Source organism: Pseudarthrobacter sp. fls2-241-R2A-168 (assembly GCF_030209335.1).
In the GTDB taxonomy this organism is placed as follows: domain Bacteria; phylum Actinomycetota; class Actinomycetes; order Actinomycetales; family Micrococcaceae; genus Arthrobacter.
In genome coordinates this window covers 1-20,576 of record NZ_JARVSG010000026.1, presented here as the reverse complement: position 1 = coordinate 20,576, position 20,576 = coordinate 1, and the positions used below count along the sequence as shown (strand labels likewise).

At 65.0% G+C, this 20,576-nt stretch carries 18 protein-coding genes and 1 tRNA gene; 8 read left to right on the top strand and 11 right to left on the bottom strand.

Features of this window, described 5'->3' with window-relative positions; all coding sequences use genetic code 11:
* Positions 1-67: 67 nt before the first annotated feature.
* From QRN11_RS14620 to QRN11_RS14605, 4 genes are all read right to left on the bottom strand, one after another.
* Entirely contained in the window at positions 68-1,705 is a 1,638-nt protein-coding gene (locus QRN11_RS14620) for an ABC transporter substrate-binding protein (RefSeq protein ID WP_285313339.1), read from the bottom strand.
* 237 nt (positions 1,706-1,942) lie between these two features.
* Positions 1,943-3,073, bottom strand: coding sequence for a tRNA 2-thiouridine(34) synthase MnmA (gene mnmA, locus QRN11_RS14615; protein ID WP_285313338.1), 1,131 nt, complete (start codon positions 3,071-3,073; stop codon positions 1,943-1,945).
* 140 nt (positions 3,074-3,213) lie between these two features.
* Entirely contained in the window at positions 3,214-4,443 is a 1,230-nt protein-coding gene (locus tag QRN11_RS14610; RefSeq protein ID WP_285313337.1) for a cysteine desulfurase family protein, read from the bottom strand.
* 31 nt (positions 4,444-4,474) lie between these two features.
* Positions 4,475-5,113 (bottom strand): helix-turn-helix transcriptional regulator, encoded by a 639-nt coding sequence (locus tag QRN11_RS14605; RefSeq protein ID WP_285313336.1) that lies wholly within the window; start codon positions 5,111-5,113, stop codon positions 4,475-4,477.
* A 157-nt stretch (positions 5,114-5,270) separates the two neighbouring features.
* Between QRN11_RS14605 and QRN11_RS14600 the strand changes: the two genes are divergently transcribed.
* Complete coding sequence (locus QRN11_RS14600; RefSeq protein ID WP_502935037.1) at positions 5,271-5,651, top strand: hypothetical protein; 381 nt, start codon at positions 5,271-5,273, stop codon at positions 5,649-5,651.
* Here QRN11_RS14600 and QRN11_RS14595 read toward each other — a convergent pair.
* Entirely contained in the window at positions 5,648-6,358 is a 711-nt protein-coding gene (locus QRN11_RS14595; protein WP_350223993.1) for a hypothetical protein, read from the bottom strand. The two genes, QRN11_RS14600 and QRN11_RS14595, sit on opposite strands and share 4 nt — an antisense overlap.
* A gap of 203 nt (positions 6,359-6,561) precedes the next feature.
* Between QRN11_RS14595 and QRN11_RS14590 the strand changes: the two genes are divergently transcribed.
* The 4 genes from QRN11_RS14590 to QRN11_RS14575 all read left to right on the top strand — a co-directional run bounded on the left by QRN11_RS14590 (position 6,562) and on the right by QRN11_RS14575 (position 9,742).
* Positions 6,562-7,500: a J domain-containing protein gene (locus tag QRN11_RS14590; protein WP_285313334.1), complete on the top strand. Its 939-nt coding sequence runs from the start codon at positions 6,562-6,564 to the stop codon at positions 7,498-7,500.
* 67 nt (positions 7,501-7,567) lie between these two features.
* Positions 7,568-8,035: a tRNA (cytidine(34)-2'-O)-methyltransferase gene (locus tag QRN11_RS14585; protein ID WP_091416013.1), complete on the top strand. Its 468-nt coding sequence runs from the start codon at positions 7,568-7,570 to the stop codon at positions 8,033-8,035.
* A 254-nt stretch (positions 8,036-8,289) separates the two neighbouring features.
* Positions 8,290-8,880 (top strand): ECF RNA polymerase sigma factor SigK, encoded by a 591-nt coding sequence (gene sigK / locus QRN11_RS14580; protein ID WP_091415486.1) that lies wholly within the window; start codon positions 8,290-8,292, stop codon positions 8,878-8,880.
* A gap of 10 nt (positions 8,881-8,890) precedes the next feature.
* Entirely contained in the window at positions 8,891-9,742 is an 852-nt protein-coding gene (locus QRN11_RS14575) for an anti-sigma factor (RefSeq protein WP_285313333.1), read from the top strand.
* A gap of 80 nt (positions 9,743-9,822) precedes the next feature.
* Here QRN11_RS14575 and QRN11_RS14570 read toward each other — a convergent pair whose 3' ends face one another.
* The 4 genes from QRN11_RS14570 to QRN11_RS14555 all read right to left on the bottom strand — a co-directional run bounded on the left by QRN11_RS14570 (position 9,823) and on the right by QRN11_RS14555 (position 14,303).
* Complete coding sequence (locus QRN11_RS14570; protein WP_091415484.1) at positions 9,823-10,602, bottom strand: PIG-L deacetylase family protein; 780 nt, start codon at positions 10,600-10,602, stop codon at positions 9,823-9,825.
* A 3-nt stretch (positions 10,603-10,605) separates the two neighbouring features.
* Positions 10,606-11,559, bottom strand: coding sequence for an electron transfer flavoprotein subunit alpha/FixB family protein (locus QRN11_RS14565; RefSeq protein ID WP_285313332.1), 954 nt, complete (start codon positions 11,557-11,559; stop codon positions 10,606-10,608).
* A 14-nt stretch (positions 11,560-11,573) separates the two neighbouring features.
* Entirely contained in the window at positions 11,574-12,374 is an 801-nt protein-coding gene (locus QRN11_RS14560) for an electron transfer flavoprotein subunit beta/FixA family protein (RefSeq protein WP_285313405.1), read from the bottom strand.
* Between the two features lie 270 nt (positions 12,375-12,644).
* On the bottom strand, positions 12,645-14,303 hold the full coding sequence (locus tag QRN11_RS14555; protein WP_285313331.1) for a S1C family serine protease: 1,659 nt from the start codon (positions 14,301-14,303) through the stop codon (positions 12,645-12,647).
* Positions 14,304-14,589: 286 nt separating this feature from the next.
* On the opposite strand from QRN11_RS14555, the gene QRN11_RS14550 reads away from it, so the two are divergent.
* From QRN11_RS14550 to QRN11_RS14540, 3 genes are all read left to right on the top strand, one after another.
* Positions 14,590-16,641, top strand: coding sequence for a TPM domain-containing protein (locus QRN11_RS14550; protein ID WP_285313330.1), 2,052 nt, complete (start codon positions 14,590-14,592; stop codon positions 16,639-16,641).
* 122 nt (positions 16,642-16,763) lie between these two features.
* The gene (locus QRN11_RS14545) at positions 16,764-17,555 is read left to right on the top strand and encodes a PspA/IM30 family protein (RefSeq protein ID WP_285313329.1); all 792 of its coding nucleotides are present in this window, start codon (positions 16,764-16,766) and stop codon (positions 17,553-17,555) included.
* A gap of 108 nt (positions 17,556-17,663) precedes the next feature.
* The gene (locus tag QRN11_RS14540) at positions 17,664-19,094 is read left to right on the top strand and encodes a cryptochrome/photolyase family protein (protein WP_285313328.1); all 1,431 of its coding nucleotides are present in this window, start codon (positions 17,664-17,666) and stop codon (positions 19,092-19,094) included.
* Between the two features lie 48 nt (positions 19,095-19,142).
* Here the strand turns inward: QRN11_RS14540 and QRN11_RS14535 are convergent, their stop codons facing one another.
* The gene (locus tag QRN11_RS14535; protein WP_285313327.1) at positions 19,143-20,075 is read right to left on the bottom strand and encodes a cytochrome b/b6 domain-containing protein; all 933 of its coding nucleotides are present in this window, start codon (positions 20,073-20,075) and stop codon (positions 19,143-19,145) included.
* Positions 20,076-20,214: 139 nt separating this feature from the next.
* Positions 20,215-20,288 (bottom strand) — tRNA-Met (locus QRN11_RS14530).
* Between the last annotated feature and the right edge of the window lie 288 nt (positions 20,289-20,576).

The window sequence follows — 20,576 nt, the reverse complement described above, 5'->3', positions numbered from 1 at the left end:
GTGGGTGGGCCAACAGTTAGGAGGCAGGACCGCCAGGGCCCCGCCTCCTAAGCTGGCGTACCGGGAACTACTTGGAAACTTGTCCCAGCCGGAACTTGAACGATGCATCCAGGGTGGAATCCACGCCCTTGACACTCTTCCCGGAGACAGCTACCTGCGCGCCTTGCAGCAACGGCAGGGTGGAGATGTCCTTGGCCAGCTGGTTCTGGATGTCCTTGATGGTCTTCTCACGCTCCGACTTGTCCGCCGTCACCAGTTGCTTGGCAATCAAGGTTTCGACGTCCGTGTTCGAGTAGTGGTTGTTGAAGAAGCCGCCCTTGGGGAAGAACGGTGTGAGGTAGTTGTCCGGGTCGCTGAAGTCGGGGAACCAGCCAAGCTGGAAGACCGGGTAGCTGTCCTTCTTCGACGCCGAGTTGTATGTGACCCACTCGGTAGACTGCAGATCCACCGTGAACAGGCCGCTCTTTTCCAGCTGGTCCTTGACCATGGCGTACTCGTCACCGGAGGACTTGCCGTAGTGGTCCGGGTTGTACTGCAGCTTGATGTTCACTGGGCCGCTGATGCCGGCGTCGGACAAAGCCTTCTTGGCCTTATCCAGGCTGGGCTTGCCCGAGCCATCGCCGTAGGCCTCTTTGAAGGATTCGTTGGCGCCGAGGAAGCCGGACGGAACGTTGGACCACATGGGCAGGTAGGTGCCCTTGTAGACCTGGTCAGAAATGGCCTGGCGGTCTATCAGGTTGGCAGCGGCCTGGCGGACCGCCAGCGCCTTCTTCGGATCCGCTTCCGGGGTCTTCGCGCCAAACGGCATGGTGTCGAAGTTGAAAACGATGTACCGCATCTCACCGCCGGGTCCAACATTGACCGTGACGTTGGAGTCCTTCTTGAGGTCGTCGATGTCCGTGGCGCTCAGGCTGCGGTTGGCCACGTCAATCTGCCCGCCCTTGACTTCCAGCTTCATGTTGGTCTGGTCGGTGTAGTACTTGATGGTGGCCCCGCCGTTTGCCGGCTTGCCCAGGACACCTTTGTAGTCGGGCCAGGCCGTTAGGCTGATGAGCGTGTTCTTGTTGTAGGAATCGATCACGTACTGGCCGTAGAACGGCTTGGCCTTGACGATTTCCTCGTCGCTGAGGAGTTTGTCCGCCGGGAAGACCTCATCGTCAACGATGGGGGCCGCCGGGCTTTGGAGGATCTGCGCGAAGGTTTGGTCGTTGGCCTGCTTGAGCGTGAAGACCACTGTGGTGGCATCCGGCGTGGCAATGGACTCGATGTTGGTCAACAGCGACGCAGGGCCGTTGGGATCGGCAATCTTGGTCTGGCGGTCAAACGAGAACTTCACGTCCTTGGAGTCCAGCACGTGCCCATTGGCCCATTTGAGATCGCTCTTCATCTTGACCGTGAACTCGGTGGGTTTGGTGAACGATGCCGATTCAGCGAGGTCCGGGGCGGGTTCCGCCCCGCCGGGCTTGGAGTTCATCAGGAAGGAGTAGATCTGGTTCATCACCATGAACGAGCCGTTGTCGTACGAGCCCGCGGGGTCAAGAGCGGTCACCTTGTCAGTGGTGCCGTATGCGATAGTGCTTCCTGCATTCCCGGATGCCGTGCTGCCTCCGCCACCGCCCGACGGGCCCGTGCAGGCAGTCAGTGCGAGCGCGGATATGCCTGCCAGCGCGATAGCGCCGTGCAGTGCTTTGTTGCTCTTGGTCATCTGTGAACTTTCTGTTCGATGAGTACGTGCCCGCCGGCCGTTGCTGGATATCTGTGGACAGGCGGGAGCACGCTGTGCTGATGCCTAGATTCAATCAGAGAGTGAACCCTCACGGCGGACCATTTAGTGAGTTGAGACACAAAATTTACCTGATCGCTGAGGGACTCCCCTGCACCGGCGGCAGCACAAACAAAACCGCCCCGGCAGGACCGGGGCGGTGATGGAAATTCGGGAGGTTTAGAGCGCGGCGCGCTGCAGGGAACGGGCGGCGTCGATGGTTGCCTGGCCCAGCACTCTGCTGCCCTGGTAGAGGACAACAGTCTGCCCGGGCGCAACGCCGCGCAGCGGGTTGGTCAAGGTGACCACCAGCTGGGCTGCGTCATCGGATTCGCCGCGTTCCATCCGGGCAGTGGCAGGAACGGGGTCGCCGTGTGCACGGACCTGCGCGTAGCAATCGAACTCCTCGCCGGTATCCACTTCGGCGATGGGCAGGCCCGCCCAGGACACCTTGATGCCGCGGATTTCATCAATCGCGAGCAGGGCTTCTGGCCCTACCACCACTTTGTTTTCCTTGGGCCGGATTTCCAGGACAAAACGCGGCTTCCCGTCGGCGGCCGGCGTGCCGAGCTTCAGCCCGCGCCGCTGCCCCACTGTGAACGCGTTGGCGCCGGGATGCTCGCCCACTTTCGCTCCGGTCTCATCCACGATGTCGCCGGTGGCCATATCAATTTTCTCGGCGAGCCAGCCGGCGGTGTCGCCGTCGGGGATGAAGCAGATGTCGTGGCTGTCGGGCTTGTTGGCCACGGAGAGGCCGCGCCGCTCAGCTTCTGCCCGCACTTCGGCTTTGGAGGGCGTGTCAGCCAGCGGGAACATGGAGTGCTTGAGCTGCTCGTGGGTCAGGACGCCCAGGACGTAGCTTTGGTCCTTCGCCCAGTCAGCGGCCCGGTGGAGTTCGCGGTTGCCGTCTGCGTCCTCGATGACCTTGGCATAGTGCCCCGTGCAGACGGCGTCGAAGCCCAGCGCAATGGCCTTTTCCAGCAGTGCGGCAAACTTGATCCGCTCATTGCAGCGCATGCAGGGGTTGGGTGTCCGGCCGGCGGCATATTCGTCGATGAAGTCCTGGACGACGTCTTCCTTGAAGCGCTCGGAGAAGTCCCACACGTAGTAGGGAATGCCCAGGACGTCGCAGGCGCGCCAGGCATCGCGGGAGTCCTCGATGGTGCAGCAGCCCCTGCTTCCGGTGCGGAGGGTGCCGGGCATGCGGGACAGCGCCAGGTGGACGCCGACGACGTCGTGACCCGCCTCGACGGCGCGGGCGGCGGCAACGGCGGAATCAACGCCGCCGCTCATGGCTGCAAGAACTCGCATGGTTGCTTTCTGTTGGGTGGTTCCGGCTTGTGGCCGATGCTGGGTGCCGGTGCTGGCTGAAGGTGCCTCGCTGAAGACAGGGTGCCTCCGTCGAAACGATCTTCGCCTATCTATTCTACGCACCTGCCGCAAAGGCAGTCTTAGCGGCCGCCCAAGCCCTGCCGCGCTACCGTACCGGCAGTCTGGATGGAGGACTCGTGGCCGGCCATGCCGGCCTGCCGGGCCCGGGCGTAAGCATCCGGAAGGGCAGCGAGCAAAGCGTCGACGTCCGCATCCTTGGAGGAGTGCCCCAGGGTGAAGCGCTGGGCTCCGCGCGCAGTTTCCTCGTCCAGGCCCATGGCGAGCAGCACATGCGAAGGCCGCGGAACACCAGCCGTACACGCTGATCCAGTGGATGATTCGACACCGGCCAGATCCAGCAGGAACAGCAGGGAGTCCCCCTCGCAGCCGGGGAAGGTGAAGTGCGCGTTGCCCGGAAGCCGGCCGTTCCCTGGCGCCCCGCGCAGGACGGCTTCGGGCACCCGGTCCCGGACGCCGTCGATCAACCGGTCGCGGAGGGCAGCGATCCGGGCAGACTCCGTGCCCAGGTGGACTGCGGCATTCTCTGCCGCCGCAGCAAACGCGGCAATCGAAGCGGTATCCAGGGTGCCTGAGCGGACGTCGCGCTCCTGCCCGCCACCGTGCTGGACCGGAGTAAGTTTTACCGACCTGCCCAACAGCAGGGCACCCACTCCCACGGGCCCGCCGATCTTGTGGCCGGAAATTGACATGGCGTCAAGACCGGACGCTTTGAAGTCCACCGGCAGCGAACCGAAGGCCTGCACGGCGTCGGAGTGGACCGGGACACCAGCCGCGTGCGCGAGTTCCACAACGCGGTGGATGGGCTGGATGGTCCCCACCTCATTATTGGCCCACATCACGGTGACCAGCGCGATGGAGTCCGGATCGCGGGCAAGTTCCGCTTCCAGGACCGCGAGGTCCACCGACCCGTCACTGTCCACCGGCAGCCAGGTGACATCGGCCCCTTCGTGGCGTTCCAGCCACTCCACAGTGTCCATCACTGCATGATGCTCGACGGCGGAGCACAGGATGCGCCGCCGCTCCGGCTTTTCGCCCGCGCGGGCCCAGTACAGTCCCTTGACCGCGAGGTTGTCCGACTCAGTGCCGCCGGAGGTAAAGATCACTTCCGAAGGATGCGCCCCTGCCGCTGCGGCGAGTGCCTCGCGGGCGTCTTCCACCGCCCGCCGGGCGCGCCGGCCCGAACCATGCAGGGATGACGGGTTGCCGGTGCGGGCGAGTTCACGCGTCAGGGCAGCCAGCGCCTCGGGAGAAAGAGGGGTGGTGGCGGCATGGTCAAGGTAAACGGGCACCCTGTAATTCTAGCCGTCATGCCCAGGCGGTTCAGGGGGCGGGCGTGATCCTGGCGCAGCAGTGGCCGGGCAGATCGGAGGGCACCACCCTGCCGCCGGATTCTTCCAGGCAGGCCGCCGCCCCCTGCAGGAACGCCCCGTTCATGGCGCACACCACCCCCGGATGTTTGTCCGAGAGTCGGTGGAAAGGGCAGTTGGGCAGGACGAAGCCGCCGTCGCCGTCCGGTTGGGGCCGGTAGCCCGCCTGGACCAGGAATTCCTGGAGGGTCGCGGATGCCTCCGCCATCGCATTGCCCCTGCGGTACGACTCCGCAGGCAGGGTCTGTTCGATGGGCTCCCCCGCGGTGGTGGATTTTTCAATGGCCGCGGCCATTAGTTCCCCCGCGAGATCGTAGTTCCGGTCCGGCACGGAGGCACCGATTTCGCCGGCCACAGGACGGTACATCTTCGCCGGACGGCCCGAGCCGGGGCCCGTTTTCCCGGCCGGCTTGTGGAACTCGACCGCCAGCAGGCCGTCCTGCACCAGGCGGTCCAGATGGAAGGACACCGTACTGCGGGGAATTCCCGTCCGCTGCGCGACGTCGTCGCGGCCCAGTGCGCCGGGGGACGACGCCACGAGCTCAAAAAGCTGGCGCCGCTTTTCATCACCGAGGGAAGCGAGCGCAGCCATGCGGTTCGCCCAGGGAAGTCTGGCCATTGCTCCACCAATCCAAAGTCAAGATGTATTGATTATAGACCCTCACCGTTTCTAAAATAGGAGAACCTACTTTTAGAAGGAGTCAGTTGTGAAAACCACATCAGCATTGCGTGCCAACACCAGCACCACGATGGATCCCGCCCGGCAGGCCTTCCTGTTGCTGAGGACTGTTTTTACGGTTGCGCCCATCATTTTCGGGCTCGATAAGTTCACAAACATCCTCGCCGACTGGACCGTCTACCTTGCGCCGCAGGCCACGGCGCTGGTGCCCTTGCCTGCCCAGACCATCATGTACGTGGTGGGAGTCGTGGAGATCCTCGCGGGCATTGCGGTTGCCGTCCGTCCCAGGTTCGGCTCGCTCCTGGTGGCTGCGTGGCTGGCCGGAATCATCGTCAACCTGCTGTTGCTCGGAAGCTTCTTCGATGTGGCACTGCGGGACTTTGGATTGCTCGTTGCCGCCCTCGCGCTGAACCGGCTCTCCCAGCGGGCTGCCCGGCAGTCCGGGATTTAGGCCGACGGAGGCAGGACCGGCAGGAACCGGACGGCGTCTGCCCTGGCCGCGGCCAGGGCAGACGCATCCGGGCATGCAACAGAAAGGTAGACCGACGATCCGGATGTGCCGAAGAGCCTGGCCAGGACCGCTGTGGCTTTGCCGCCTTGCGGCGCCGCCTCTTCCAGGGCCAGCACTTCAAGCGTGTGGCCAGGATGGGACTCGTCACCACCCCACCGCAGTGTGGCGGGTTTCAGGTACCCGGGCAGGATGGTGGGATCAAGATATTGAAAGAGTGCGACCGTCGATTCCCGGTCATCACCGCGTGCCAGCACCGCCTGGTTGGTCCGGACTTTGGCAGCAACAACGCACCCGTCGGCCTTGAGGTACTGGCTTTCGCCCGCCACGCTGTCCTTCACCATCTTCCAGCCAGGGGCGTCCTTCAGCCCGTCCGAAATGCCCACGGGCACTCCCGGTGCAAGGATGCCGCCGGACGCGAAAGGCAAATCCTGCGCGGCCACCGCCTCAGCGTCGTGGCCCGGCGTGATGGTGGGGGTGGCAAGTACTGAGGCAGTTTCCACTGGCCGCGGGGCCGAGGGGTCCGGAATGCCAACGCTGCAGCCGGCCGTCGTGATGCAGGCGAGGACTGCTGCCGCCAGCGTCAACCGTCCGGGCCCGGGCATGCCGGCCGGTGCCGCCGTCGTCGGCTTTTCCATGTCTGCCCCCACTGTGTTTCCTGACCTGCAGCTGCTGCCTGCATTCCTTGCCTGCTGCCGTGGCAGCCATCCTTGTCGAGTCTAAACTCCGCCGGATCCCGCCGGTGCCGGGAACCCGAAGCCCAGGCACGGACGTTGACAGATCAGGGGCCGATAAGCTGGCCCCACAGGGCTGCCCGCCGCGGACCGGCCGTATCAACACGAAGGATGAGTGCTTGACCGAGAGCAGCTCCCACTACCAGGTGCTTCGCGTGGCAGTTACCGCCACCGAAAAGGAAATTAAGGTTGCGTACCGCCGTGCCGCCCGCAAGGCCCACCCCGACCACGGCGGGGATCCTGCCGCTTTCCGCCGGGTCACCAGCGCCTACGAAACGTTGATCGACCCACAGCGCAGGAAAGCGTACGACCGCTCCTACGCAGCAGGTACCGCCAACAAAGCCGACGCCGAACCCCACTTTGATGCACCGGCGGCGGGCAGCAGGGCCTCGGCCACCGTGCACAAGCCCGGCGGCGCCCGGAACACCGCGGGTGATCCGCCGGTTTACGTCCCGCCCTACGGCCCGGGAGTGGAGGACGTGCCCCTGGTTCCGTTGGCACAGGCCAGCCAGCAGGTCCATGGCATGCCTCGGAAGCGCGGGATTTTTGGGGCCGAAGCGCGGATCCAGCGGGAGATGCGTACGGTCCAGCTCCTGACCCGGCAGGTACTGCCGGCCATTCCGGCGGCGCGCCTGATCAACGGGCTCCAGTCCCCGGCCGACAACAGCCACATCGACCACGCAGTGCTGTCCGGATACCGCCTGGCGCTCATCGGCTCCATGCTGCTGCCCAAGGGCGCCTACGCCTGGGACGGCAGGACCCTGAACCACGGCGGCCGTTCGATTGCCCCTCCGCAGCTGGCGCACGTAGTCCGGGCCATGCAGGACATCTTCCCCGAGCTGAACGTCACGGGCTGGACGGTGGTGCTGAGCCCGGGCGGCAACCTGCATGAACCGGTGATCGACAACCACCGCCGGTCTCCGGGCGAACTCGAGCCGGTCCGGATCGTCAACGCTGCCGGGATGGTCCGGGGCGTCAAGGAGTTCCTGGCGGCAGGACCGGCTCCCAACACTGTCAATGTCCCGATACTGGCCCGGCTGCTGCGGGGCATGCACTGACCCGCATGCACTGAGCGGCATTGCACTGAGCGGCATTGCACTGACGAGTGGTGACTAGGATGGGATGGTGTTCCGCATCCTCTTCCATGAACCCGAGATCCCCGGCAATACCGGCAACGCCATCAGGCTGGCGGCCATTACGGGCGCTGAACTGCATCTGGTGGAACCCCTGGGGTTCGACTTCTCGGACGCGAAGCTCCGCCGCGCCGGCCTGGATTACCATGACCTCGCCGTCGTCACCGTGCACCGCAACATCGAGGACGCCTGGCAGCATCTGCAGCCCGAGCGGGTCTACGCCTTCACCTCCGACGGGGCAGCAAGTTACACGGACATCGCCTACCAGCCCGGTGACGTCCTCATGTTCGGACGGGAATCGGTGGGCCTGCCGCCGGAAATGAAGACGGATCCGCACGTGACCGCCACCGTACGGCTGCCCATGCTGCCGGCACTGCGCTCGCTTAACCTGGCCAATGCGGCCTCCATCGCCGTCTACGAGGCCTGGCGGCAACAGGGTTTTGCCGGCGCCCGCATCTAAGGCCCGCCCGTCAGCGGTGCAATCCGCCGGCAACCGCCCGGGGCCTCGAAACCCGCGCGGCCCTCAAGCTGACGAAACAATTTCCCGCCCTGCCCCATCCGCACGCGGCCGTGCACCGAATCCCTCCTGAGAACAGTCCATTAGCGATCAAGGAGCGGCAGGTGACACTTCTCCGGGCAGGTTCCAGAACCAGCCGGGGCATCCCCGGCACCACTGACCAGGATTCACCACCTGGAGACTTATGCTTGGTAGTGATGGATACTCCCGATGCTCCCGCGGTCACGGACACGCCGGCCGAGCTCAGCCAACGGCTCACAGTCCTGCTGGGACAGATCTCCCAGGGTGACCGCGCTGCCTTTGCGGAGTTCTACCGGCTGACCTCGCGCCGGGTTTACGGTATGGCGCGCAGGGTCCTGATTGATGCCGAGCTCAGCGAGGACACCACCCAGGAGGTCTTCCTCCAGGTCTGGCAAAACGCGGGCAGATTCGATCCCGCCGCAGGCAGCCCGCTCTCCTGGCTTATGACGATTTCCCACCGGCGTGCCGTGGACAGGGTCAGATCCGCGCAGTCCGCCACGGACCGCGAGGCCCGTTACGGTGCCAGCAGCCAGGACATAGACCACGACACCGTGTCGGACGAAGTGGGCAGCAGACTCGAAGCCGAAGCCGTGGTGCGGTGCCTGGGAACGCTGACCGAAACGCAACAGGAATCTGTCCGCCTTGCCTACTACGGCGGCCTGACCTACCGGGAAGTCGCCGAGCGGCTGAACGCTGCAGTTCCCACCATAAAGTCCCGCATCCGCGACGGACTGATCCGCTTGAAGACCTGTTTGGGGGTGAGTTGAAATGACAGAAATGAACCATGGACCAGCCGGCCGTTCAGGCGGCTTCGGTGATACCGTCGCAGCTGACCTCGCCTCGGGCCGCGTCATTGACCTGGCCGAGCTGTATGCCCTCGATGCCGTAACGGACGATGAACGCCGCGCGATCGAGGAGTACATTTCAGCCGCTCCTGCTGCCGAGCGGACGTCATTCTTCGAACGGGTCCGCCAGTCCCGGGAAACCCTCACCCGCACGTTTAAGGCGGAGGAAGAGCCGCCCGCAGATCTCTTCGACCGGATCGTCGCCCAACTTCCGGCCCAGCTGCCCGCGCAGTTGCCGACTCCGGGGCCGTCCCCGGCGCCAGAGCAGGAGGGCAACGGCCCTGAAGGTCCCACCGATGAGCTCGCCAAAGCCCGGCAACGCCGGGAGGAACGGCGGCGTCCGGCCGGAACCCGCCGCTGGCTGGCGGGCATTGCGGCCGCGGCGGCCATTGCCCTGGGCGGCGTCGGCGTCGGGTCCTATATCGCGGACCAGAACGACCCCCTGAACCAGGTGGTCCGGGCTGATGACGTCCGCGAAGCCTCTGTACCCGTGGCCGCGGGTGGAACCGCAACGGTTCTGGTCTCGTCTTCCAAAGACGCCTTGGTGGTCAAGATGAATGGTGTTCCTGCCCCGCCAGAAGGCAAGGTCTACCAGATGTGGCTGATTCCAAAGGACGGGTCGGCGCCGGTGTCCCAGGGCCTGATGGATGAGGCCGCCTTGTCCAAGCCCGCTGTAGTGGAGGGCATCGCCTCCGCCGCGGCGCTCGGAATCACGGTTGAGCCCGTCGGTGGATCCAAGTCCCCCACGCTGCCCACGGTGGCTGCGGCTCCGCTCGGCGCGTAGCAGCTTCGCCCACGCTGAACATGGGAACGCCCAGTGATCATCCTGAAGGATGGTCACGGGGCGATTCTATGCCGTCCGGCTTAAAAACCGGCGATGGTTCCCGGTCCATTGACGGCTACTACGTGGAACGCTTCGGCGCTGTGTCCTGCCGCCAGCCCGGCGCGTTCGGCATTGACGTGCATGCCCTGGCGGACCGCGGCTTCCATGGCCTCCACGTCGGGATGCTGGCTGACGTGGACGTGGATGGCCTGCAGTTTGGCCTCCACATGCTCAGTCACGTCAACAAAATGGTTTTCCCGCTCTTCAGGGCCTGCATACAGCCATAGCCACGGAAGCTTGTAAGCCGCCAGCCCGGCTTCTGCCAGTTCCGGGTAGGCGAAAGGATTTTCCACCGCAGGGTAGACGGCCCGTGTGACAGCCTCCCCCACTGCGAGATGGTCCGGATGGCTCTTCTGGATCCGCCGCCAGTTCCGTTCCGGATGCATGGCCAGTACGACGTCGGGACGCAGTTCGCGGATGAGCTTCACCACCCCGCGCATCACCTCATGCGAGGGCTCGAGGTAGCCGTCGCGCTGATGGAGGTAGTGGATGTCCGAGACCCCGACCAGTTCGGCAGCGCGGCGCTGTTCGGCGTCGCGCATGGCGATGATGTTGGCCCGGTGGGCGGGATCGAAGCCGCCGGCATCGCCGTCGGTCATGATGCAGTAGCTGACCTGGACACCGGCCGCCGTCCAGGCGGCAATGGTTCCTGCAGCGCCGAAGTCGATGTCGTCAGGGTGGGCCGCAAAACAGAGCACCCGCCCAATCCGGTGCGTGGCCGGGTTGAACGGGCTCTGTGCCTGGCTGGCTGAGGCAGTCAATAATCAGCCTTTGCGCTTCTTGATCTCGGCCGTGGCCTGCGGCAGGACGTCGAAGAGGTCCCCGACGATGCCGAAGTCCGCAATCTCGAAGACGGGCGATTCGGCATCCTTGTTGACCGCCACGATGACCTTTGCGGTCTGCATGCCGGCCTTTTGCTGGATGGCGCCGGAAATGCCGGCAGAGATGTAGAGCTGTGGGGACACGGTCTTGCCCGTCTGGCCCACCTGGGCATCGTGGCTGATCCAGCCGGCGTCGGTAGCCGCACGTGATGCTCCCACCGCCGCTCCGAGGGCGTCGGCAAGCTCCTCCACAGGTCCGAAGTCGCCGTCCACGCCGCGGCCGCCGGCTACCACGATGCGGGCGTCGGTAAGGTCCGGGCGGCCGCTGGCCACCTTCTGCTCGCGGGCCGTGATCCGTGCCGCCGCCGCAGTGCTGCCGGCGGGAACCTCCACCGTGACGGTTTCGGGTGTGCCGGCTGCGGCAGCCGGCTCGGGCACCACGTTGTTGGCTTTGACCGTCAGCACCGAGACGGGGGTGCTGGCCTTGCAGGCTGTGTTGTAGGAACCGGCGAGTACGGACTTGTGTGCCGTGCCGTCCGCTTCCACGGCCACAACGTCGGTGATGACGCCGGCGTTGAGGCGGATACCGAGGCGGGCAGCGATTTCCTTGCCCTCGGGTGAGTTGTCGAGCAGGACGATGGCCGCCCCTGTGTTCTCTGCTGCAGCGGCGAGGTAGGCAGCCTTGGGCGCCACCAGGTAGTCGTCCAGGTCCTGTGCCGAGGGGCGCAGGATGGTGCTGACGCCGTACTCCACGAAAGTGGAGGAGACGTCGCTGTGCAGTTCGCCGTTGAGGGCCACCACGCTCTCACCGAGGGTGCGGGCCAGGGTCAGCAGCTCGAGGCTGCTCTTCTTCAGCGCGGCGCCGGGGTTGTCAATAAAAACGAGTACTTTTGCCATGTCGGTGATCCCTCTTAGAGCAGCTTCTGGGCGGCCAGGAAGTCAACCAGCTGGATGCCGGCGTCGCCTTCGTCGGTGATGATGGTGCCGGCGGTGCGCGGCGGCCGCTCTTCAGCGTTGGCCACGGTGGTCCAGGAACCGGAGTGTCCCACCTGGGCAGCATCCACCCCGATGTCCGCAAGGGACAAGGTGGTGATGCTCTTGCGCTTGGCGGCAATGATGCCCTTGAAGTTGGGGTACCGGGGCTCGTTGATCTGGTCGGTCACAGACACCACTGCCGGAAGGGTGGCTTCCACCGTTTCGGAGGTGGTGTCCGCATCCCGGCGTGCCACAAGCCGTCCGCCCTCCACGTCCAGGGAGGACGCGAACGTGACCTGGGGAAGGCCAAGGCGCTCGGCCAGCTGCGCCGGCACCAGGGAGGTTTCGCCGTCGGTGGAGGCCATGCCGGTGATGATGAGGTCCACGGGGCCGTCCTGGCCGAGCCGCTGGACGGCAGCCGCCAGAGCAAGGGAAGTGGCCGCGGCGTCCGAGCCCGCCAGAGCCTCGTCCGTCAGGTGTACGCCTTCGGTGGCACCCATCTGGAGGGATTTCTTCACGGCGTTGACGGCACCGGCAGGCCCCATGCTCAGGGCGATGACCTGGTTGCCTGCCTTGCTGCCGCCCCGCGCCTCGGAAAGCTGCAGTGCAGCCTCCAGCGCGTACTCGTCCAGCTCGGACAGGATGCTTTCGTCACGGTCCGTCGTGTAGCGCTCCCCGTTGAGGTGACGGTCGAACTGGGCGTCCGGTACATGCTTGACCAGGACGATGATCTTCAATGTCTTCTCCACTGTATCGACAGCAGCCTTCCATGCTTGTGGACAGCCAGCCGGGTAAGGTCATGGCCGCGGGATGCCCGGCGTACGGGTAGCTCCTAGCTAACCATATCGACGTTGGGCGCCGCCCTCTTCCATTACGCCAGTGTCAGCACTTTTACGACGACGGCGGGAATGGCCGACGGCGGCGCCCCCACCTGGGGTGGGAATCACCGCCGTCGAACATTCCTAAAGGTGCCGCCGCACCGTATGGCCGGTGCCGGGGTGCCGCTCCTAGCTTGCGGTGCCGAGGGCGACGTCGAGGGTTTGTTCTGACCCGTTGCGCAGCACAGTGATCTTTACGCTGGAACCCGCGGGCTGTTCCCGGACCGCGGCCGTCAGCTGCTCGGGCTCACCGATGGCGAGGTCGTTGAATTTGGTGATGACGTCGCCCACCTTGATCCCTGCCTTGCCGGCAGCCGAGCTTGCTTCCACTGTGGCGACCTCCGCTCCCACCGAGAATTCGGAGGCGGCGCTGGAGGCGGCCTTCTTCTTGACGCTGACACCGAGCTGGCCATGCGAGGCCTTGCCCGTGTCGATGATTTCCTTGGCCACCCGCTTGGCGTGGTTGATGGGGATGCTGAAGCCCACACCGATGTTGCCGCTGGACGAGGACGAGGACCCTGATCCGGCAGAGGCAATCGCCACGTTGACCCCGATGATCTCACCGCTGCTGTTCACCAGGGCGCCGCCGGAGTTGCCGGGGTTGATGGCGGCATCGGTCTGGATGACGTTGATGGAAATCTCGCCCTGCCCGGTGGTCTGCTGGCTCTGTCCGCCACCCGGTGGGGCGAACTGGAATCCGCCTCCGTCATTACCCTCTGCGTTGTCGCCCTCTTTCGGGGCCGCCGCGGAGGCCACGCTGATGGTCCTGTTCAGCGTGGAGACGATGCCATCCGTGACGGTGCCGGTGAGGCCGAGGGGGGAGCCGATGGCAATCGCGGTATCGCCTACGTTGAGCTTGCCGGAGTCGCCCAGCGTGGCCGGCGTGAGGCCGGACGTGTTGTCCACTTTGATGACTGCGAGATCGGACAACGGATCCGTGCCCACGAGCTTGGCACTGAGCACCTTGCCCTCGCTGGTCCGGACTTCAAGGGACGCATTGGCTGTCTGGCCGTCCAGCGTGACCACGTGGGTGTTGGTCAGGATGTGCCCCTGGTCGTCAAGGACGATGCCGGAACCCGTCCCGCCGGAGCCGCCGCTCGTGGCGCTGATGGTCACCACGCTGGGCGAGGCTTTGACGGCAGCTGCGGTGATTGCGTTGACGTTGTCCTTGTTGTTGACGATGACCGTGCCGGGCTGGCTGTTGCTGCTGGTGATGGCGGTGGAGCCGTCGTTGTTCAATCCCGTGGAACCAACGGTGGCCACTCCCCCGCCCACCAGGCCGGCGGCGAGGATGCTGGCTACCAGGGTGCCGACGCCGAACGAGGCCTTCTTGCGCGGGGCGTCCTTAGGGTTCGGGGCCGGCCCCACAGGAGCGCCGGCCGCTGCGTGCTGGCTGTTCTGCTGTCCTTGGCCGTAGTAGCCATAGTGGCCCTGGGCGGCGTTCGGTCCGGCATATCCCTGCGACTGGCCATGGCCCGGCTCGCCTCCCTGGCCCTCCGGGGCGCTTTGTCCATAGAACGGCTGGCGCTGCGGATAGGGCTGGCGCTGCGGGTACGCCGGGTGTGCTCCGGGCAGTTCCCGGGTTGGGGTCTCCGGGTCAAGCCGTTCAGTGTCCTGCTGACGTGGCGCCGCAGCTTCGTTGGCCGCCACAGGGTTCGAGGCTCCCATGCCCTCACCGTCCTGATGATCCGGGTTGTTACCGGGCTGTGCGGACTGCTGCTGCCACGGATCCTGCCGGCCCGGACCGCGGTTCCCGGAAGGGTCACCGGGGATTTGGTTCTCAGTCATGGGACTTCCTTTCATCCTTGTCTGCATTAACTATGGACTCCCTGCCTGTAACAAGTTCGGATGTTTGCTGAGAGCTTGCTGAATCCGGTCATGGACTGGATTTCGCTGGCCATGCATCGTTTCGCTGGTGGCATATTCACCTCAATGGACGGGCTGTGGGGTGCACCATAGAATCAAGATGATTGCCACAGCGACCTGCGGCTTTACACCATGCGTGGGGGCGCTGCTGCATTCTGAGACGACCGGTTCGTCCCGAATCGGTGTCAGGCGTGCTGAAGGGTTGCACATGCGGTCAAAGTTCAAACGTATTCTCGCCGTGATCGGCCTTACCGGGCTGCTGGCGGTACCCGCCGGTGCGGCCTGGGCGGAGGATCCGGTCACTCTGAATCCCTCAACCAAGGTTGTGGATTCAGCCGGGGTCCTGGGCGGAAAAACGGCTGAGGTGCAGGAAGCCATCAAGAAGCTGGGCACCGACCACGCCATGGTGCTTCACGTCGTCACCGTCAAGAAATTCGAAAACCCTGCCGACCGGGAGGCCTGGACAGACGAGGTGGCCAAAAAGGCAAACCTTGGTTCGAATGCCCTGATCCTCGCGGTGGCTACCGATACCCGGCAGTACATCCTGAACAAGGGCGGCAGCAAGATCACCAACGCCCAGGTCGAGAACATCAAGAGCAAGGCCATCGGGCCCCAGCTGGCAAACGACAACTATGCCCAGGCTGCCATTAACGCTGCAGGCGCCATCGGTGACGCTGCGGGAGGGGGAAGCGGCAACGTCCCTTCTGATGGAAGTGCCGGCGCCGCTGTTTTGGTGGGGACCGGCGTAGTGGCCGCCGGTGGTGCAGGTGCCTACCTCTACTTCCGGAACCGGCGGAAGAAGGCTGCCGAAGCCCAGTCGTCCAGCGCAAGCTACGGTCCGCAGGGTGGCCAGGTGGACCCGCTGGCGTCCCTCAGCGTGGAGGAACTGCGCCGCAAGAGCGGTTCGCTGCTCATCGAGGCGGACGACGCCATCAAGTCCAGCGAGCAGGAACTGATGTTCGCCCAGGCACAGTACGGCGATTCCGCCGTCGGCAACTTCACCAAGGCGCTGGATGAAGCCAAAGCCCACATGACGGAGTCGTTCAAGCTGCAGCAGCAGCTGGACGATCATATTCCCGATACTGAAGAGCAGCAGCGCACCTGGCTGGGCGAAATCATCCGCCGCTCGGAGGCTGCGCTGGCATCCCTGCAGGAGCAGAAGGCCGACTTCGATTCCCTGCGTGAACTGGAGAAGAACGCACCGCAGGCCCTGGCACGAGTCAACGCCGGCGCGCGCGAAGCAGACGCCAAGATCTCCAGCGCGGAACAGTCCCTCACCGCCCTGCGGGCCAAGTATGCCGAGAGCGCGCTTGCGCAGGTCTCGGACAACATCCTGCAGGCCAAGGAGCGCCTTGCTTTCGTCCAGAACGCAACAGCGACTGCCGAGCAGAAACTGGGTGAGGGTGAAGGAAGCATGGCTGCAGTGGCCGTCCGGGCAGCCGAGGAGAGCCTCCACCAGACGAACGTGCTCCTGGACGCCATCTCCAAGGTTTCGTCGAGCCTTGACGAGGCCCGGAACGGCCTGGAGTCAGCGGTAGTGGACACCTCGCAGGACCTTGCCCAGGCACGTGCAATCATCCAGTCCGGCGCCCATCCGGAGCTGGCTGGCCCCGTCGCTGGCGTGGAAGCGACGCTGGCCCAGGTCAAATCAGACATCCAGGGCGGGAAGATCGATCCGATCGCTACCCTGCAAAGGGTGGAGACCGCCCACCAGTCCCTGGACCAGGCGTTAAGCGGAATCCGCGACCAGCAGGAGCAGGCACGCCGGGCGCAAGCATCACTGCAGCAGACCATCATGTCTGCCCAGGCCCAAATCAGTGCCACCTCCGACTACATCACCGCCCGGCGCGGCGGCGTGGGAACCGAGGCCCGTACCCGCCTGGCGGAGTCGCAGCGGAACCTGGACTACGCGCTGTCCATTGCACGGACCGATCCCGTTACCGCCCTGACTTACGCGCAGCAGGCACACGCTCTCGCCGCCCAGGCAGCCCAGCTGGCCCAGGCTGACGTTGACCACTTCGACGGCTACGCCAACCAGGGCTACGGCCGCGGTGGGATGTTCGGCGGAGGTGGCGGCGGCGGACTCGGCGGTGCCATCCTTGGCGGCATCCTGATCAACTCCATCCTTAACGGCGGCGGTGGCGGCGGCTGGGGCGGCGGCCACGGCGACGGCGGCGGTTGGGGCGGCGGCGGCGACTTCGGGGGCGGAGACATGGGCGGCGGCTGGGGTGGAGACTCCGGCGGCGGCGGAGACTTCTAATCCGCTGAAGCTCTCCCCTGGCTTTGCCCGGCCGAACCACAACGGCTTGAGAACGACAGATGCAACACACAACTGTTCACTGATTTCAGTGGTCATCAAAGAGCAGGACGAAAGGTAGCACCATGGTTAAGCAGTCCATTTTCGGCCGTATCGCGCAACTGGCAAAGGCGAACATCAACACCTTGCTGGACAACGCTGAGGACCCGCAGAAAATGCTGGACCAGATGGTCCGGGACTACACCAACAACATCGCCGAAGCGGAGTCCGCCGTGGCACAGACCATCGGCAACCTCCGGATGCTCGAGGACGACTACAACGAGGACGTCAAGAATTCCCGCGACTGGGGCAACAAGGCCCTGGCCGCATCCCGCAAGGCGGACGAATACCGCGCCAGCGGCAACGTGTCCGACGCCGAGAAGTTTGACAACCTGGCCAAGGTGGCACTGCAGCGCCAGATGTCGGCCGAGAACGAAGCCAAGGGTGCCGAGCCTTCCATCGCCTCCCAGCGCGAAGTGGTGGACAAGCTGAAGACCGGCCTGGACCAGATGAAGGGCAAGCTGAACCAGCTGACCAGCAAGCGCAACGAACTGGTGGCCCGTTCCAAGACCGCCGCGGCACAGTCACAGGTGCACGATGCCATCAAGAGCATCGACATCATGGACCCCACCAGCGAGGTGGGCCGCTTCGAAGAAAAGATCCGCCGCGAAGAGGCCCGGGTCCGTGGCCAGCAGGAACTGACCGAGTCCAGCCTGGACGCGCAGTTCAACCAGCTGGAGGACCTCGGCGAGCAGGTGGAGATCGAGGCACGCCTTGCGGCCCTCAAATCCGGCGGCACCTCAAAGCCGGCCATCGGCTCAGGCAACGCTGCAGGCGCTGAATCCACTGTGAACGAAGCCGATTTCGACAAGCTCTAATAGTCCTAGTGAGCGTCCTCGCTGAGGATAGCCGGGACGCTGTGGGCTGAAGAAAGGCCGGGGCCGCCGCCCCGGCCTTTCTGTTGCCCGTATGTGTAGCGTGGGGTCATGGCTTCCTCCCACCCCACCTCCCTCGTCTGGCTGCGCGACGACCTCCGCCTGGACGACAACCCCGCACTGTCCGAGGCGGCATCGCTTGGCCTGCCCCTGACGGTGGTCTATGTCCTGGACGAGGAGTCTGACGGCATCCGGCCGCTCGGTGGAGCAACACGCTGGTGGCTGCACTATTCCCTGGAAGGACTGGCCGCAGCGTTGGAAGCCAAGGGCTCCCGCCTGCTCCTTCGCCGGGGACCTGCGGCAGATGTCATTCAGGGCCTTGCGGGCGAGACCGGTGCGGCCCATCTGTTCTGGAACCGGCGTTACGGACTGCCGGAGCGGACGGTGGATGCCGCGATCAAGGAGTGGGCCGGCAAGAACGGCGTGGAAGCTTCCAGCTTCCAGGCGAATCTTCTGTTCGAGCCCTGGACGGTGCGCACCGGAGCCGGCGGCCCCTACAAGGTCTTCACGCCCTTCTGGCGTGCCTGCCTTGCGGGCGTCGATGTCCGCGAGCCCCTCGAACCGCCCCGGCAGCTGCCGCCGCCTGCCACTGCGACGGGCGGGGCGCTGCCAATCAGCGAAGACCTGCACAACTGGAACCTCCTGCCGCACTCCCCCGACTGGAGCAGCGGCCTGGCCGAAACCTGGGAGCCCGGAGAGAAAGGTGCCAGGCACCGCCTCGAGGACTTCCTGGAAGGGCCGGCCGAGGACTATGGGACGAGCCGCAACGTGCCGGGTGTGGAGGGAACCAGCCGCCTGTCGCCGCACCTGCGCTTCGGCGAAGTCAGTCCCTTTCGGGTGTGGCGGGAGATCAGGCGCATGTTCCCGAACAAAGTACCGGCCGACGTCGGGATCTTCCGTTCCGAGCTCGGCTGGCGGGAATTCTGCTGGCACCTCCTGTACACCAACCCCGAACTGGCCACCCGCAACTACCGCCCCGAGTTTGACCGGTTTGAATGGCAATCACTCAACGTAAGCGAGCTGCGGGCCTGGCAGCAGGGCCGCACCGGATACCCGTTCGTTGATGCCGGGATGCGCCAGCTATGGCAAACGGGCTGGATGCACAACCGGGTGCGGATGGCAGCTGCGTCATTCCTGGTCAAGAATCTCCTGGCTGACTGGCGCATCGGCGAGGAGTGGTTCTGGGACACGCTCGTGGACGCGGACGCGGCCAGCAACCCGGCAAACTGGCAGTGGGTGGCGGGATCGGGAGCGGACGCCTCGCCCTACTACCGGATCTTTAACCCGGTGACGCAGAGCAAGAAGTTTGATTCCGCGGGCCACTACCTGCGCCGCTTCATTCCGGAACTGGCAGACCTCGACGCGAAGGCCATTCACGAACCGTGGAAAGCCGGAGACGCGCCTGGCTACCCCGGACCGTTGGTGGGGCTGCCGGAGTCCCGGGAGCGGGCGCTGGAAGCCTACGCCAAGCTCAAGGACTGAGCGGTCCGGCTGCATAGACTGGGCGGCCGGGCCCGGCCCGTGACCGCCTTAGCGGCTGACCTTGCCCATCAGGGACGCAATGGGACGCAGGAAGATGGGGCGGGCCAGGAACCACGCGGCTGCCATGACCACCACCGAGGCGAGGAAGACCCAGAACCCAAACCAGCCGTCGCCGTCCTGGACGCCGTACATGTGGTTCAGGTTGCGCAGGGCACCGGTGGCCAGCACCAGGAAGACGTGCACCACGATAAAGGCCACGAAGTAGATCATCACCGGGAAGTGGACCGCCCGCGCCCATTCGATCGGGAAAGCCTTGTTGAGGCCGGCCGCCTTCTTGGGCCACGCCGAGGACATCCGCAGGCCGGTGATGAAGGACAGCGGCGCGGCGATGAACACCGTAACGAAGTACGCCAGCAGCTGGAGGGCGTTGTAGTTGATCCAGCCGTTCTCCGTGGGCCAGTCCAGCGACGCGTACTGCAGGGCCGCGGAGAGCGCGTTGGGGAACACGTCCCAGCTGGTGGGTACGATCCGCATCCACTGACCGGTGGCGAACAGCAGGACGGCGAAGACCAGTCCGTTCAGGATCCACAGTGCGTCCAGGGTGAGGTGGAACCACAGCTCAAGGCTGATCTTGGTAGGCGGGTTCTTGGTCTTGATGAGGCCCTTGTTGTTCCGGGTCCAGTGGCCGCTGGGGCGCGTGGTGGTCCGCACCTGCCAGCCGGTCCGGATGATGAGCAGCAGGAAGAACGCGTTCAGGAAGTGCTGCCACGCCAACCAGGCGGGGAATCCTTCCGGCGCCCCTGCCGGAAGTTCCGAATGCCCGGGGTAATCGGTGACGAAGGAGGCGACGGCGGGCAGCCCCACCAGCCACTTGGCGATCAGCACCACCAGGACCAGCGCCACGAGGACGGCGGGCACACCCCAGTAGAGACGGGACCGCTTGCCCGCGACAGTGCCGGGCTTCTTCGTGGGTGTGGACATCGAGCAACATTCCTCTCGAGAATGACGTGGTGCTCACGATCTGTGAGGCTCTGCGAAAGAGAATACTAGGAACTGCCGGCTTTCAAGGAAAAAAGAAGACCCCGTCCGGCTTGTCTGCCGGTCGGGGTCTTCACATAAGTTGCGGGGACAGGATTTGAACCTGTGACCTCTGGGTTATGAGCCCAGCGAGCTACCGAACTGCTCCACCCCGCGTCGCAGAATCAACACTACCCTACTTTTGCGGCGGGTTTTGCCACCGGCCTTTTCAGGGCCCCATCCCGACGCGCCATCACCTTCTGCCGCCTTCCGGACAACGCTCCATCAGCTCCTGCGGCTCCCCGCGCATCGGCCCATTACTCCATCATGATGTCCGTCCGCCGGTCCTGCGGCGTGAAGGTTAAAACAAAAGGTCCGGACACTGTTTCCAGTGTCCGGACCTTTTCTCCAGTTGCGGGGACAGGATTTGAACCTGTGACCTCTGGGTTATGAGCCCAGCGAGCT